Genomic DNA, 14527 nt, shown 5'->3' with positions numbered 1-14527 from the left:
GGTCAGGCGCGGCGTCGGGCGATGGTGGTGCCGAGTGCGGCGGTGGCCAGTGCGACGACGGCGGCTGCGGTGAAGGCGGCTGAGAAGCCGCCGGCGCCGAGGTGGCCGGAGGTGGGGGCTCCCATGGAGACGCCCACGGCGGTGAAGGTGGCGGTACCGAGGGCGGCACCGACCTGGGTGGCTGAGCCGGCGAGGCCGGATGCGAGTCCGGTGTGGGTGGCGGGGGCTGCTGCGGCGATGACCATGGTGGTGGGGGTGAAGCTGAGGGCCACACCGATGGCGACGAGCAAGAGCCCGGGCAGGACGGCCACGACGTAGCCGCGTCCTTGCTGCGCGTTCGCGAGCCACAGGTGGCCGGCGGCGAGGACGACGAGGCCGGCGACGAGGGTTCGCTGCGGTCCGAGGGCGCGCAGGATGCGCGGCAGCAGGGCGAGGGAGAAGGCGAAGCCGGTCAGGGAGGTGGGAACCATGGCCAGACCTGCGTCCTGGGGAGCCATGCGGAGGGCTTGCTGGAGGTAGAGGGCGACGAGCACGAACGTGGATGCCCGGGCGGCGCCGCCGAAGATGGCGAGGGTCACCCCGGTGCTCATGGTTCGGGATGCGAAGAGCTCAAGGGGCACGAGGGGGTCGGCGGTGCGGCGTTCGACGGCGATGAAGACGGCGAGGAAGGCGGCGGAGGCGGTCAGGCTCGCAACGACCGTCGGCGAGGTGAGGCCGCGGTCGGCGATGCCGAGGGCGCCGTGGACGAGCGCGACGACGGCTCCGGTGATGGTGGCGGCTCCGGCCCAGTCGAAGCGGCGGCGGGCGCCGTGGTCTCCTTCGGGCAGAACGCGGCGGGCGAGGGTGACCGCGGCGATGGAGATGGGGACGGTCACGTAGAAGACGGAGGACCAGCCGAAGGTGCCCACGAGGAGTCCTCCGACCATGACCCCGGTGGCTCCGCCGAGGGCTGAGGCGGCACCCCAGATGCTCATGGCGCGGGCTCGTGCTGCGCCTGGGTAGGTGACCAGGAGCAGGGACATGGCGGCGGGGCTGAGGGCGGCTGCGCCGGCGCCTTGGATGATGCGACCGCTCATGAGCAGCGTTGGGTTGGGTGCGAGGGCGGCGAGCAGCGTGCCGACGCTGAACAGGCCGGATCCGGCGATGAACATGCGGCGCCGGCCGAACAAGTCGGCGGCGCGGCCGGACAGGAGCAGGAGGCCGCCGAAAGTGAGGACGTACGCGTTGACGACCCAGGTGATGGCGGTGGCGCTGAGGGCCAGGTCGTGCTGGATGGAGGGCAGGGCGACGTTGACGATGGACGTGTCGAGCATGACGACGAACTGCGCGGAGACGAGGAGTCCGAGGGCCACCCAGCGCCGCTGAGCGGCGCGCCGGTCGGCGACGCCGACAGCCGGGGTGCCGGCGGGGCCTGCGCCGGTGGGGCCTGCCGGGCGGGTGGTGCTGGTGAGGGTGGCGGACACGGTGGGCTCCTTGGGTGAGGCACGGGTTGTCGTGCATGTCCAAGGTGGCCTTGAGACCGTGGTGCTCGCGCCGGTGAAATGGCCGGGTTCTGGTCAGGTCGGGTCGCCAGGGGCGAGGTCTCGCCGTGCTGTGCGACGTGAGCGCTAGCTGGTTCGTGTGGGCGATCCCGGCCATTGCGCCGGGGTGATGGGCGCGGCAGTTCCCTACCGTCGGTGAGTACCAGCTCGCAGCCAGGAGGCCGCCATGTACGACACCATCACCCCGTCCGAGCACCTGGATGTCGTCGTGGTCGGCGCCGGTCAGGCAGGACTGGCCATCGGTCACTACCTGGCCCGAGGCGGCCTGAGCTTCGCCCTCCTGGAAGCTGGCGCTGAGATGGGGCTGTCGTGGCGCAACCGGTGGGACTCGTTGCGGCTGTTCAGCCCCGCGCAGTACGACTCCCTGCCCGGTATGCCCTTCCCCGCGCCGGCGGACGCTCACCCGTCCAAGTACGACGTCGCTGACTACTTGGCCGCCTATGCCGAGCAGTTCAACCTTCCCGTGCGGCTGAACTCGCCGGTGCTGCGGATGCGCCGCGAGCAGGACGGTCGCTTCGTGGTGACGACGCCGACCGGTGAGCTGAGCGCCGGTCAGGTCGTGGTGGCCACGGGCCCGTTCCAGACGCCGCGGGTGCCGGCAGCTGCGAGCCAGCTCGACCCGCACGTACAGCAACTGCACAGCGCGTACTACCGCAACCCCGGTCAGGTGCTGGGCGAGCGAGTGCTGGTGGTGGGTGCCGCGAACTCCGGGTTGCAGATTGCGGCGGAGCTCGCATCAACTCGGTCCGTGAGCGTGGCGGTCGGATCGACGCCGCTCGCTCTGCCGCAGCGCGTCGCGGGTCGCGACCTGTTCTTCTGGCTGGCGAAGTCCGGGTTCTTCAAGGTGCCCGCGACCAGTCGGCTGGCTGCCCGGCTACGGGCCCGCGGCGACTTGGTCATTGGGACCCGAAGTGCCGACCTGCGACGGGCCGGCGTCGGTTTTCGGCCGCGCCTGACCGGTTTCACCGAGGGCTTGGCGCAGTTCGCGGACGGCACGTCGATGGGCGTGGACGCGGTCCTGTGGGCCACGGGGTTCACGTCGGACTACCGCTGGCTGGAGGTGCCCGGCGTCGTCGTCGACGGCGACGTCCGGCACCAAGACGGTGTCACCTCGGTCCCTGGGCTGTACTTCCTCGGGCTGCCGTGGCAGTCGAGCCGCGGTTCTGCGTTGCTCGGGTTCGTCGGCGCGGACGCGGCCGCCCTGGCGGCGCGCATCGTGAGCGGCGTGGGTCCGGCGCCGAGGGCGTCAGCCGTACCGGTCTGGTCCTGAAGCGATCGATGGTGCGCGGGGCGCCTCGGCGCAGTCGCTCTCGTCGTCAGCGAGATCGCGCTCCCGGGCGTCGTCACGCCGCCATCGCGTCCTGGTTCGTCGCTGTCCTGCCCCTCCGAGATCCCGGATGCGGGCGCCTACTGCGGCAGGACGACAAGGCCGAAGACTCCGACGACGTAGAGCAGGAGGACTGCAATGCTGTCGATGCCCAGCCGGGCGTGCTGTTTGGCCGGCCGGAAGAGCAGCCCCGCCATGTACACGACGGTCAACAGGCCTGCGAGCCCGGTCAGGTAGATGTCGGCGGCGTGCGCGTTCGGCAGGACCGCCTTCCCGGACACCAAGACGGCGAGCAGAAACAGGACGGGCAGGAACGCGTTACCTCCGAAGATGTCACCGAATGCGAGCTTGTAGTCGCCTTGTCTGGTCGCGGCCAGTCGCGTTGGTGCTGACGCCTCTGCGGGTCGCCTCATCAGACCGGGTCTTCTGCGAGTGCCCACGTGGCGTGGGTTGGCTGTCGGGCGCCTCACCGCTGTTCGACCAGGGCAGCTTGCCCCCAGCGACCTGGGTCAGGGTGAGCCCACCGACCCATACCAGTGCGATGAGCACGACGTCGGGGCTGAGCCGGGCAAAGACCACCTTCTTGGGCAGCTGGGTGCCCGTCACGACGACCACGAGGACCGCCACGACTATGGCCCCCTCGACCACCAAGGTCAGGCTCGCGGCCTGGTAGGTCAACGGGCGCCGTTCGCGCACACCGAACGCGTCAAGGGCGACCAGGACCACGGTCTGGATGGCGATGCCACCCAGGATGTTGCTCACTGCCACATCGAGCTTGCCGCTGGCCGCCGCGCTGTACGTGATGGCGATCTCGGGAAGGTTCGTGGCCACGGCGAGGAGGATGAGGCCGCCGAGGGCCTGCCCGAGGTGGAGCCGGTCGGCCAGGATGTCGGTGTAGTCCGACAGAGGGATGCCAGCGACCCAGATGATCGCGGCAGCGCCGACGAAGACGAGCAGCTCGACCCCGAGGGGTAGGTGTGGCAGCAGGTGCACCGCCCCATGGCAAGGACGGACCAGTCGGCGTGGATGGCGGTGGTGTCCCGGATCGGGACGGAGGCGCCGCCGTTTCAGCGAGCAGCCACATCACCGAAGGCAACTGACGGTCGACCGCCGACCTCGCGCCGTCCGGGCGACACGACTGTGGGTGTGCACGAGGGTCTCGGTTGGGGACGGGTCGACGTGTCGCCTGCGGGGTGGATGCGGGAAGGGGGTCCGGAGCGGCCCGCCAGAGTGGCGGGCCGCTCCCCGGGCCGTCGCCACCTGGCAGGGGGTCGGCGGCGGGGCCTCGGCGGTCACCCGGGAAGGGGGTTGAGGTGACCGGGAGCTTGGTGCTGCGCGAATGCTGACGACGAGCGTCAGCGGGTGGGCAGCGGGCTGTGGGTGCGGTTGGCGGTGACGACGTCGGCGATGGCGGTGACGGTCTGGGCGGCGCCGGTCGGGTCAGTCAGGAGACCGACGTGGGACTGGTTCTCGACGGTGTGCCGCGAGTTGCTGGACAGGGCGGCCATCTGGTCCTGCGCCGTGGCCCAGCCCGGCTTGCCGTCGACGTTGTCCTTGGCCGTGAGGACAACCAGGGGGATGTCCCCGAGAGTGGTCAGCGCCTGCGCCTGCCGGAACGCGACCGGGAGCGCAGCCTGGTCGGCGCGCGTGTTCGCCCAGCCGCGGGTGCTGTTCGAGAACGCGGCGACCTGCGCACCGGCACCACCGGGCAGGTCAGGGGTACCAAGGGTGGTGAGGGCGTGACCGACCCCGAACCTGAACAGGGTCGGCGCCAGGGCGAGGCCGCGGCGCATCACCTGGTACTCACCCTCGAACGTTGGGACGAGCTCGACCTGCCGGGGGCTGGCGCTGTCGAGCAGGACGACCCCGGCGACCTCGCCGCCATACAGGTGGGCGTAGGCCAGCGCATGGACGCCGCCGCTGGAGTGCCCGGCCAAGACGAACGGTCCGCTCTCCCCGGCTGCCGTCAGGAGCTTGTGCAGGTCGGTCGCCGCGGTGGTGGCATCTGCCGGGTTCGGGGAGTCGTCGCTCCAGCCCTGACCGGCACGGTCGTACGTGCAGACCCGGGAGGTGGTGGCAACGGCCGGCTGGACACGGGCCCACAGCGGTGAGGTCTCACCCAGGCCGTTGAGCAGGACGACGGTCGGAGAGCCGGCGCCGGTGCAGTTCAGGTGGAGCCGGTACCCACCGACGTCGACGAGCTTGCCGGGCATGCGACCGGCCACGGCGGTCGGGGACGCCGTGCTGGCCTGGTACAGGCCGCCGAGACCGGCCAGCACCATGACGGTGGTGACCGGGTAGACGAACAGCCTGCCCCGTCCCGGCATCGTGCTCCGTGCCTGTCGCCAGATCCAGCCACCGAGAGCCACCAGCGCGGGTGCCCACACCCACGACAGGCGGGTCATGGTGGGCTCGCCAGGGTTGGCGGCCGTCAGGGCAAGGCCTGTGATCGCCATAGCGGCCGCCGGGACGTACGCCCACCTCTGCGGCCGGCTGGTTCGGCGAGTGGTGAGGAACCCGAGCATGGCCCACCCGGTCGCGAACGCGACGAGGACGGCGCCGATGACGCGGGCTTCGGACGCGTCAGGGACGACCCCGATGACCAGGCCGACGGCGAGCAGCGCACCGGTGGCCATGGACGCGAACGTGATCCGACCCATCGGGCCGGCCAGGGTGCTGGGCGAGCTCGTCGCGATGGAGCGATGGGCGGCAGTTGAGGTGGTCATGACGGTTTCCCCTTTCCTGGCCGTCCGCGGTGGACGGCCACAGGCACCACGGTCGTCGAGAGCGGGTCTGCTCGCCCCGGTCACATGGCCGGGATCGTGCCTCCTTCGCTGGTGCACCACCCACCCTGTGGTCGGCGGGTTTCCGACCCCTCTCCAGCGCCTGTCCCCGGCTGCGGCCCCGCGGCGGCACGGCTTCGTTCGGCTCCCTCCCAAGGGCGAGGGACAGGGCAGACCCCAGAACCCGGTCAGTTGACCGGGGCGAACCACCTGCCGCTGGAGTCACTCTCGAGGTGGACCCGCGGCCACCACTGCAGCGGGACACTGCTGACCAAGGAGAACCCGATGAACCCCGACTCCACCGTCGGAACGCACGCCTGGTCGCTGCGCACCGGCGGACACCTCCAGCCGCCAGAATCGCGCCGGCTACTGGTCGGCCTCGCTCGCGCCCACGCCAGCAACACCGCCGGACGGCTCGCCCTCCTGACGCACCTGCACCCGGGCCGCAACGCCTGGGTGGACCCGACACGGCTCGTCCCACCCACGTCGGCCCTGACCCGTGCAGCCACCGACGCTGCCACCAAGGTCCTCACCGTCCCGCTGCTGAACCACAGCTTGCGCACCTACAGGTTCGGCCGCGCCATCGGTGAGCTGGAAGAAGTCGACGTCGACGCCGAGCTCTTGTTCGCCGCTGCCCTTCTCCACGACACCGGTCTGGTCATCGCCACCGGACGTGACGACTTCACCCTCACCTCGGCCCGCATCGCGCGCGACGTGGCTGAACAGGTCGGCCTGTCCACTGCAGCCACCGACACGCTGCAGACCGCCATCACCATGCACCACAACCCCCGAGTCACCCTCGACGCCGGACCCGTCGCCTACCTGCTCGCCGCGGGAGCAGGGGTCGACGTCGCCGGCATCCGCACCTGGCAGCTGCCACCCAGCGTCCTGACCACCACCGTTCGCGACCACCCCCGCGACGGTTTCAAGAAGTACTTCACCAGCGCCTGGGCGGACGAGGCAGCTCGCGTCCCCCACGGCCGCGCTCGGCTCCTACGCCGGTACGGCGCATTCACCGCGGCCATCGCACTGGCGCCGTTCGACGACTGAACCCCTGGCAACACACGCCCCACGCAACACAGCCGCACAGCGACACACGTCGCGCAAGACGCCCGCCACACCCACCTCCCCGCAAAGGAACCCCGAAGATGAAAGCCATCGTGCAAGACCACTACGGAAACGCCACCTCGCTCCGGTTCGACGACATCGACCGCCCCGAGGTGCCCGACGACAAGGTGCTCGTCCAGGTCGTCGCCGCCGGCGTCGACCGCGGCGCCCTCCACTTCATGACCGGTCAGCCGTACCTGATGCGCCTCGGCACCGGGCTGCGCAGCCCCAAGATCCGTGTCCCGGGTGTCAGCTACGCCGGACGCGTCGAAGCCGTCGGGGCAAAGGTGACCGGGTTCGCCGTCGGTGACGAGGTCTACGGGGCAGCGCGCGGGACGTATGCCGAGTACGTGGTCGCGTCCCAGACCAAGATGGCCCGCAAGCCTGCGCAGCTCACCTTCGAGCAGGCGGCGGTGCTCCCCTACGCCACGTTCGCAGCCCTGCAGGCAGTGCGCGACCACGCGAAGGCGCGACCCGGCGAACGCGTCCTGGTCGTAGGCGCCACCGGGGCGGTCGGCTCCATCGCCCTCCAAGCGGCCAAGGCGGCCGGCGCTGTCGTCACCGCAGTGGCCGGACCCCGCCACCAGGACCACGCCAAGTCCCTTGGCGCAGACCACACCATCGACTACAGCCGCGACGACTTCACCGACGGCACCCGCACCTACGACGTCATCATCGACGTCTTCGGACGCACCTCCACCCGGCGGCTGCGCCGCGCCCTGACACCCAGGGGCCGACTCGTCATCGTCGGCGGCGAAGGCGACCGATGGGTCGGCGGCATCCAACGACAGCTCGGCGCCGCGCTGCTCAGCCCGTTCATCGGCCAGACGCTGCGCATGTTCGTCGCCCAGGAGAACAACGCCACCCTGGAGTCCATGAACGACCTCATCGCCCAAGGCAAGGTCCAGCCGCCCGCCATCGCGGTCCACCCCCTGGTCGACGCCGCCCTTGCCGTCGAGGCCGTGGAGTCGGGGGCAACCTCGGACCGTCTCGTCCTGTCCACCTGACAGACGCGTCACGCTCAGCGACCCGGATGCGGTACCTGACAACGCTCTCGGGCCGGCACTTCGGTGGCCGGCCCGAGACGCTGTCTGACTGGCGGACAACGTGGCCCGCACACAGGGCCGCCCAATCCCGGCCGTTGTGCCGGGGCGAGCCCAGCCGCCGGGGAGAACCGTGGTGGACACCACCGATCACGCTCGATCACCACCAGATGGAGGCCACGCCCATGTCGGTCAACACCAGTCCCCGCGTGAACCTCACCAAGCGCGCCAGCGGACAGCGACCGGGCACGTCCCAGCGAAAGCGCGCCCTCGGAGCGGTCGCGTTCGTGGCCGTCTGGATGAGCGCCGGGTACCTCTTGGGACTCAGCAGCAACGCGTACCTGCTGCTCGGCATCCCGCTGACCGCCGCGTTCCAACTGGTCGTGCGTCGCCGCCCCCTGCGTGAGCTGTTCGCCGGCGGCACGAGTCGCTTCGCGTTGGACCGCAAGGGTTACGCCATCGCGACAGTGCTGGCCATCACCCCCGGGTACTACGCGGTCGCCGCGTTCACGGCCGGCGACTGGACCACGTTCGGCTGGTACGTGGCTGCCATGACCGGCGCCGTCGCTGCCGCGTTCTCACTGCGCGCCAGCTCCATCGCCGCCACCTTGCGCTCAGCGGTCGTGCCGGTGGCCGTCGGTGCCACCGGCATGGCCGCCGTCTTCGGGGCAGTGCACGTCGCGACCGGTACCGCGCTACCCGCCCTGGCTGCCCTCGGCGCCCTTGCCAAGTACACCGCCCTGTACTACCCGGCCACGTTCCTTCTCGAGGAGGTCGCATTCCGAGGAGCCATCGACGCGCACGTGCACCACGCCGGTGACCCCCGCGGCTGGCAGTCCGCCGTGTTCGTGTCCGCGTTGTGGGGGCTGTGGCACCTGCCGGTCTCCTCCGGCTTCCCGCTGCCATGGATGGTCCTCGAGCTGGTCGTCGTGCATGTCGCCCTCGGGGTCTGGCTGTCGTTCTCCTGGCGACGCACGAACAACCTCGGCGGCCCCGCCCTGGCGCACGCCATCAACGACGCCGTCCGCAACGCCACCATGCTCGGCCTCTGACGCGGCATACCCCTGAGCAAGAGAGAGAGAGAGCGCCACCGTGCCCGGCACCGCCCCAGCCACGCAGCCCCCAGCCCCGGCTTCCGTCGGCATGAGCAGGACGATGACCCTGCTGTTCGCCGTTGCGGGCGGCGCCGCAGTCGCCAACACGTATTGGGCCCAACCCCTCCTACCTGACATCGCCGAGACGATCGACGTGTCCACTGGCGCCACCGGCCTCCTCGTCACCGTGACCCAGATCGGCTACGCCCTGGGCGTCTTCCTGCTGGTTCCGCTCGGCGACCGGTTCAACCCTCGACGTCTCACCCCAGCGGTGATGACTGCCTGCGCTGCCGCCCTCGCGGCCGCGGGTCTGGCCCCGACCTACCCAGTCCTGCTCGTGATGTTGGCCCTGGTCGGTTTCACGACCGTGGCCGCCCAGCTGCTCATCCCGCTCGCCGCCGACCTCGCCAGCGACGACCAGCGCGGCGCAGTCGTCGGAACCATCGTGTCCGGTCTGCTCACCGGCATCCTGCTCTCCCGCACCATCAGCGGCATCCTCGCTGACGCCTTCGGCTGGCGCGCCATCTACCTTCTTGCTGCCGGCGTCACGGCCAGCCTTGCGCTACTCCTCGCCAGGCTCCTCCCTGATACTGCGGCCCGAGCGTCCACCAGCTACGCCGCCCTGCTGCGGTCGGTGTTCGCGGAAGTGCGCCGCCACCGAGTCGTGCAGCTGTCCCTTCTGCTTGGCGCGCTGAATGTCGGCGTGTTCTCACTGTTCTGGACCGCGTTGACGTTCCTGCTGAGCACCAAGCCGTACTCGTACAGTGCGGCCCAGATCGGGCTCGTTGGGTTGGTCGGACTCGTTGGGGCTCTCGCGGCGCACCAGGTCGGCCGCGTCCACGACATGGGCAAGTCCACCCCAGTGACCGGTGCCGCCATCGGCTTGGGCATCCTCGCCCTCACCATCAGTACCGCGGGGCCAGACAGCCTTCTTGTCGTCCTGGTCGCCGTGCTGCTGCTGGACGTCGGAGTCCAAGCGGGCAATGTGCTCCACCAGACGCGACTGGTCAACGTCGACGCCGAAGCTCGGGGCCGCATCAACACGGCGTTCGTGACCAGCGGCCTGACCGGCGGCGCAGGCGGCTCCGCACTGGCCAGCGTGCTGTGGTCGGCCGGCGGATGGAGTGCCGTCACGACCGTGGGCCTGGTGCTGCTCACGCTCGAACTGGTGCTCTGGTGGAGTGGGCGTCACACGCTCCGCGCGCCCTGACCGTACCCGTCGAGTGCGGGCTGGGCCGAGGACCATCGGCCACCGCCAGACCACGGCCGCGCCCCAGGCCAGAGTCCACACGCCTACTCCGCCCCCGTGCACCTCATCGCGGCATCAGCGTGCGACCCGATCGGGACACGACAAGCACTAGCTGCGCCTGGACCGTCTTTCCGCTCAAACCCGTTCAACGCGGTCGGCCTGTGGTCCTCGATCGCTCTGCCGCACCTGGTAGCGGACTCGATCRCCCTGGTACAGCGCCTCGGCGCCCCTGAGGACCGACACGTGCACGAACAGGTCCGCGCCTCCCGCGTCCGGGGTGATGAACCCGAACCCCCGCTCCGCGTCGTAGCGCGCAACCACTCCCTCGCCGCCGCGCRCCGGGGCGTCGGATGCCTCCCGGTGTCCCGACCGRGCGCGRGTCGTCGACGTCGCGGGTGCYCCCCGCGGTGTCGAGYTGCGCGCGAGGCGCACGTCGCGAGCCTGTGGGCCCTTCTCGCTCACGACGATGTCGTACGTCACCCGGTCGCCCTCACCGAGCTCGGGKAGCCCGTCGGCCAGTTCCCGGACGTGGACGAAGACRTCGGGGCCGCCTGACTCGGGGGTGATGAAYCCGAAGCCCTTGTCCRCGTCGTACCAAGACACGGTGCCGTCCGCCCCGTCGGATGCCACGACCTGCTGGGCGGCCTGGGCYCTCAAGGGGAGCAGATGRTCRGCCTGCAATCCCTTCTCCCCGTCRACGACGAGGAACGCCACCCGCTGCCCCTCCCAGACCACGCCGCCCCCCACGATSGCCGAACTGTGCACGAAGATCTCGCCACCACCGCCGTSGGGCGTGATGAAGCCGTACCCCCTTGGCAGGCTCGTACCAGGACACGGTGCCAAGCACCCCCAGCGGTGTATCGGCGGCTTGGTCGGCCGTGACCCGGACGCGGCGTGCCTGCGGGCCGCGGTCCCCCTCGCCAATCTCGAACTCGACCACCTGGCCCTGCCGGAGCAGCTTCATCGCGTCGTCGCTGACGATCTCGGACGCATGCACGTATAGGTCCTCTGCCTCCTGCCCGAGGGCGATGAAGCCGAACCCCCTGTCGGCGTCGAACCAGCGGACGGTTCCCTCAGTCACGGCGGACTCCTTGTCCAAGCTACGGTCGGTGTTCCCCCAGTGTCCCCGACGGGACTGCGCCAAGCCGCCCGGCGCCAGACGGTGCTCGCACCGTCGTGACAAGTGCCCGACGGCGACATCCACGGCACCCGGCGCCGTGCCGACAGCGGCAGATGAGGACGTTCCGCTCCGAGCGACGCATCGGCACGGTTACGCTCCCCGCGTGAAGGAAGAGTGGATCGGTCGGGCTCGGGCCACGCCTTCGGGTACCCGAGTCGTGCTGGTTGTCCTCGCCCTCCTCGTGGTCTCCACCGTGGGCAGGGCTATCACCGAATGGGACCAGATCACCCACAGTTCCTCAGCCGCCGCGGGCGCACTCCTCAGCGTGGTAGTCCCGTTCGCGGCGCTGCTCTGGGGCGTACGTTCGGCCGCGAGGGCAGCCGATGTTCCACGAGAGTCGGTCTCGCGTCGCTGAGCGCGTTACGGCGCGCTTCGCGGCATGACCGGATGGTCAGCCGGAGGTGTGGTGCCCAGTAATAGCTCCGGGCGTTTGCCTGTGCAGGATCAACTGGGCCACCAGAAGCGGCAAGCCGATCCAAGGCACCAGGAGGACAAGCAGGAACCACCAGACGGGCTTGAGCCCGATCCAAGGCCGCATCCAACCGCCAGCCACGTGCCTGGAATACAGCGCGACCGCGATCGCCGGCGCGAGAAAGATGGGGACGCTGACCCAATTGATCCAAAGACTCAGCCCAGTGTTCTCCACGCCGGCAGAGTACCCAGCCGCGCCACTGTCCGCGGCGTGACAGGGTGTTTCGCGGCCCGGAGCCGGGGGGAGCGGGAGATTCGCTGCTCAGCCACGTAGGTGAAGCGCTGGCGCTCGTACATCGTGCGGGAGCCGTTGTAGAGGAACGACGAGTTCTCCCTCCGTACCCCACCGATGTACGCGCGAGCGCGGTCAACGCGGCACGAGCGTGCGGGCTGGTGTACCAAGCTCGCCCCGACGCTGGGGCCCGGCTCGGCGCTCGGCTCGCAGGAGCAGCACGAACGTAACGAGCATCAGCGGCGCCCAGACCCACATCACGCCACCGAACGCCAACTGCCCCAGGTGGAAGCCGATGAGAGCCATCAGCCCAGCCTGTGTCCATCGTCCTCCGATGAGGAGGAGTACGCCCGCAATCGCCTCGGCGATGATCAAGAGCGAGATGAAGAACCCTTGGTGGGGCAGTACGAGCGACTCCCAGGTGTCCCTGACGAACTTGAACGGGGAGGGCTGCGCGAAGTCCTTGTAGTACGCAGAATCCGCCGCCAGGTAGAAGACGTTCACGGCCGCCCCGAACAGAATGAAGAGAACCGCAAGAGCCCAGCGTCCGATGTACATCGCGCGCGGGCTATGACCCGCCCGCAGCGCTGCGACGAATGCGACGCCTCCCAACACAAGCCACATGATCTTCTCCATGACCAAGACTCCTCTCTTGAGCTCACGCGTCGACCGCGCCACGACGCCCGGCGCTCCGGGACACCACGACTCGGGTAGCCCGTACTCCAAAGGGTTTCTCGCTTGGGCGGTGGCGAATAGGAGCGAAGGTCCCCGGGGACCTTGCGGACTTGATCGCTCACGACCGCACATCGGCAGATCCGGATGACCCAGGGCGTCGGGCGTCAGGGCCGATCGGTGGATCCAGGTCAGGCGGCTTGGTGGCTGTGGCGGTCCATGGGATGGGTGGTGTGGGTGCGGCCGTCGGGGGCGGTCCAGGTGCAGACCCCGAGCTCGTCCATGGTCACGTGCCAGCCGGCGTGGTGTTTGAACCCGTGGTGGGTCGCGCACAGGGTCTGCAGGTTGGTGACGGTGGTGGGCCCGTCGGGGTGGCGGATGACGTGGTCGAGCTGGCACCGTCTTGCTGCGGTGTTGCAGCCGGGGAAGCGGCAGGTGCCGTCGCGGGACCGGACGGCGCGCGCCGTCCGCGCGCCGGGGCGGTAGGTGCGGGGGTCCTGCCAGCGGATCGCGCCGGTGACCGAGTCGCTGCGCGCGAGCCGGATCGTGGTGTCGGGGTCGGACAGGAGGGCGACGACGTCGGCGGGCAGCAACGACCCGAGTAGCGGGACCTCGGTGCGGGCGGACACGAACCACAGGTCGCCGCCGTGGTCGTGCAGGACCCCGTCGTCGAGCTCCTCGCAGCCACCGAGGTCCTCGTACACACCCACGCCGACCGGGTCGGCGTGGCCCGGCTGGTCGTGGTCCTGGTCGTGGTCCTGGTCGTGGTCCTGGTCGTGGTTGTGGTTGGGCGCCGGGCCGAGGCAACTCTTCGAGACGCCCAACGGGTCGGTGCGGCCGGGGTCGTGGTCGATGGGGGCGACGAGCTCGATGGTGGTGCTGAACGTGGCGTTGGCCGCGATCAGGTCGGCCAACGCGTCGACCCGCGCGGCCCCCATCCGCTGGCCCGGGTTCGCGCGCGCGTACTCGGCCGCCAACCCGTCGACGGCGGACCAGACCTGCATCGCGACCGGGGTCGGCAGGTCGGCCACCAGCCTGGTCATGCCCGTGCAGTCGCCGGGGCGGACCCGCACGTCGCTGCGGGCCCGGGCCAGGTCCGCGAGGTGGGCGGCGTCGTCGGGGGCGCACCGGTCGGCCGCGCGCCGGGCCCGGCGCCGCAACGCCGCGCACGACACCTGCGTGATGCCGCCCTCGAGGACCCGCGCCTCGAACTCGTGCAACCGTGCCGGCGGCGCCGCCCCCGACTCCGCGACCACCGCGTCCACGCGGTACGGCTCCAGGTCACCGGACCACGCCAGCTCCTGCACCTGCGGCAGCGCGCACACCACCCGCCGGGCCTGGTCCAGACGCGTCGACATCGTCCGCGGTGACACGTGCAGCAGCGCCGCCAGCGACCCCGCCGCGACCGCGTGCCCCGACAGCACCTGCCGGCGACGCCCACCCGCAGCGGCCACGGCGGCCACGTCGGCGGCCTCGCACTCGGCCCGCTCGTCACAGCGCCGGGCCACGGTCTCCATCGCCGACCGCTGCCGCGCCGTCGCCGCGCTCACCACCCGCTGCGCGGCCAACACCAGCGCCTCCGCCGCCTCAACCGGCAGGTCGGCGATCTCGCCATCAGTCAGCGCGAACAACGCACCGGCCAGGACGGCCGGATCGGCCCCCTGCACGGACTCCACGCTGTCGAACATGTGTTCGATCCTACAACCCGCCACCGACAGCCCACCCCCACGGACCGACCCGCCGCCCCAACCCGCGGCCAACAGGCGCGATGACCCGGGCGCAACGAGAACCGTTGGGACGACAAGGGATTTGCGAGCTAGGTTCGAAC

13 protein-coding genes and 1 pseudogene are annotated in these 14527 nt (G+C 70.5%); 5 read left to right on the top strand and 9 right to left on the bottom strand.

All coding sequences use genetic code 11. The features are described 5' to 3' along the window. Positions 1-2: 2 nt before the first annotated feature. On the bottom strand, positions 3-1463 hold the full coding sequence (locus tag AC1DX8_RS07840) for an MFS transporter (protein WP_477629353.1): 1461 nt from the start codon (positions 1461-1463) through the stop codon (positions 3-5). Positions 1464-1707: 244 nt separating this feature from the next. Here AC1DX8_RS07840 and AC1DX8_RS07835 point away from each other — a divergent pair, with 244 nt between their 5' ends. Continuing rightward, on the top strand, positions 1708-2811 hold the full coding sequence (locus AC1DX8_RS07835) for a flavin-containing monooxygenase (protein ID WP_477629352.1): 1104 nt from the start codon (positions 1708-1710) through the stop codon (positions 2809-2811). 137 nt (positions 2812-2948) lie between these two features. Here AC1DX8_RS07835 and AC1DX8_RS07830 read toward each other — a convergent pair whose 3' ends face one another. The 3 genes from AC1DX8_RS07830 to AC1DX8_RS07820 form a co-directional block, all read right to left on the bottom strand. Next, positions 2949-3149: a hypothetical protein gene (locus AC1DX8_RS07830; RefSeq protein ID WP_477629351.1), complete on the bottom strand. Its 201-nt coding sequence runs from the start codon at positions 3147-3149 to the stop codon at positions 2949-2951. 52 nt (positions 3150-3201) lie between these two features. After that, the gene (locus AC1DX8_RS07825; protein ID WP_477629350.1) at positions 3202-3861 is read right to left on the bottom strand and encodes a hypothetical protein; all 660 of its coding nucleotides are present in this window, start codon (positions 3859-3861) and stop codon (positions 3202-3204) included. A 362-nt stretch (positions 3862-4223) separates the two neighbouring features. After that, positions 4224-5594: an alpha/beta fold hydrolase gene (locus AC1DX8_RS07820; protein WP_477629349.1), complete on the bottom strand. Its 1371-nt coding sequence runs from the start codon at positions 5592-5594 to the stop codon at positions 4224-4226. A gap of 342 nt (positions 5595-5936) precedes the next feature. Here AC1DX8_RS07820 and AC1DX8_RS07815 point away from each other — a divergent pair, with 342 nt between their 5' ends. The 4 genes from AC1DX8_RS07815 to AC1DX8_RS07800 all read left to right on the top strand — a co-directional run bounded on the left by AC1DX8_RS07815 (position 5937) and on the right by AC1DX8_RS07800 (position 10105). Continuing rightward, positions 5937-6701, top strand: a complete 765-nt coding sequence (locus AC1DX8_RS07815) for an HD domain-containing protein (RefSeq protein ID WP_477629348.1) — start codon at positions 5937-5939, stop codon at positions 6699-6701. Between the two features lie 98 nt (positions 6702-6799). Further along, positions 6800-7765 carry an NAD(P)-dependent alcohol dehydrogenase gene (locus AC1DX8_RS07810; RefSeq protein WP_477629347.1) on the top strand — a complete coding sequence of 322 codons (966 nt, stop codon included), beginning with the start codon at positions 6800-6802 and terminating at the stop codon, positions 7763-7765. A gap of 221 nt (positions 7766-7986) precedes the next feature. Further along, on the top strand, positions 7987-8853 hold the full coding sequence (locus AC1DX8_RS07805; protein ID WP_477629346.1) for a CPBP family intramembrane glutamic endopeptidase: 867 nt from the start codon (positions 7987-7989) through the stop codon (positions 8851-8853). Positions 8854-8956: 103 nt separating this feature from the next. Next, on the top strand, positions 8957-10105 hold the full coding sequence (locus tag AC1DX8_RS07800) for an MFS transporter (protein WP_477629345.1): 1149 nt from the start codon (positions 8957-8959) through the stop codon (positions 10103-10105). Positions 10106-10279: 174 nt separating this feature from the next. Here the strand turns inward: AC1DX8_RS07800 and AC1DX8_RS07795 are convergent, their stop codons facing one another. The 5 genes and pseudogenes from AC1DX8_RS07795 to AC1DX8_RS07775 all read right to left on the bottom strand — a co-directional run bounded on the left by AC1DX8_RS07795 (position 10280) and on the right by AC1DX8_RS07775 (position 14387). Then, a complete protein-coding gene (locus tag AC1DX8_RS07795) occupies positions 10280-10801 on the bottom strand; it encodes a cold-shock protein (protein ID WP_477629406.1) in 522 nt (173 codons plus the stop codon). Between the two features lie 283 nt (positions 10802-11084). Next, a pseudogene (locus tag AC1DX8_RS07790) lies at positions 11085-11225 on the bottom strand (cold-shock protein); the annotation flags it as partial. Positions 11226-11715: 490 nt separating this feature from the next. Then, the gene (locus tag AC1DX8_RS07785; protein WP_477629344.1) at positions 11716-11970 is read right to left on the bottom strand and encodes a hypothetical protein; all 255 of its coding nucleotides are present in this window, start codon (positions 11968-11970) and stop codon (positions 11716-11718) included. Between the two features lie 192 nt (positions 11971-12162). After that, the gene (locus AC1DX8_RS07780) at positions 12163-12663 is read right to left on the bottom strand and encodes a hypothetical protein (protein WP_477629343.1); all 501 of its coding nucleotides are present in this window, start codon (positions 12661-12663) and stop codon (positions 12163-12165) included. Positions 12664-12890: 227 nt separating this feature from the next. Next, positions 12891-14387 (bottom strand): HNH endonuclease signature motif containing protein, encoded by a 1497-nt coding sequence (locus AC1DX8_RS07775; RefSeq protein WP_477629342.1) that lies wholly within the window; start codon positions 14385-14387, stop codon positions 12891-12893. Positions 14388-14527 lie beyond the last annotated feature (140 nt).

The organism is Pedococcus sp. P2_A3 (assembly GCF_056405035.1).
This window is presented reverse-complemented; position numbering and strand designations above follow the sequence as displayed.

Bases quoted from the DNA above. Each gene is read 5' to 3' on its own strand.
- AC1DX8_RS07805 (WP_477629346.1), top strand. From the start codon at position 7,987: ATGTCGGTCAACACCAGTCCCCGCGTGAACCTCACCAAGCGCGCCAGC.
- AC1DX8_RS07810 (WP_477629347.1), top strand. From the start codon at position 6,800: ATGAAAGCCATCGTGCAAGACCACTACGGAAACGCCACCTCGCTCCGG.
- AC1DX8_RS07800 (WP_477629345.1), top strand. From the start codon at position 8,957: ATGACCCTGCTGTTCGCCGTTGCGGGCGGCGCCGCAGTCGCCAACACG.
- AC1DX8_RS07780 (WP_477629343.1), bottom strand. From the start codon at position 12,663: ATGGAGAAGATCATGTGGCTTGTGTTGGGAGGCGTCGCATTCGTCGCA.
- AC1DX8_RS07775 (WP_477629342.1), bottom strand. From the start codon at position 14,387: ATGTTCGACAGCGTGGAGTCCGTGCAGGGGGCCGATCCGGCCGTCCTG.
- AC1DX8_RS07835 (WP_477629352.1), top strand. From the start codon at position 1,708: ATGTACGACACCATCACCCCGTCCGAGCACCTGGATGTCGTCGTGGTC.
- AC1DX8_RS07820 (WP_477629349.1), bottom strand. From the start codon at position 5,594: ATGACCACCTCAACTGCCGCCCATCGCTCCATCGCGACGAGCTCGCCC.
- AC1DX8_RS07815 (WP_477629348.1), top strand. From the start codon at position 5,937: ATGAACCCCGACTCCACCGTCGGAACGCACGCCTGGTCGCTGCGCACC.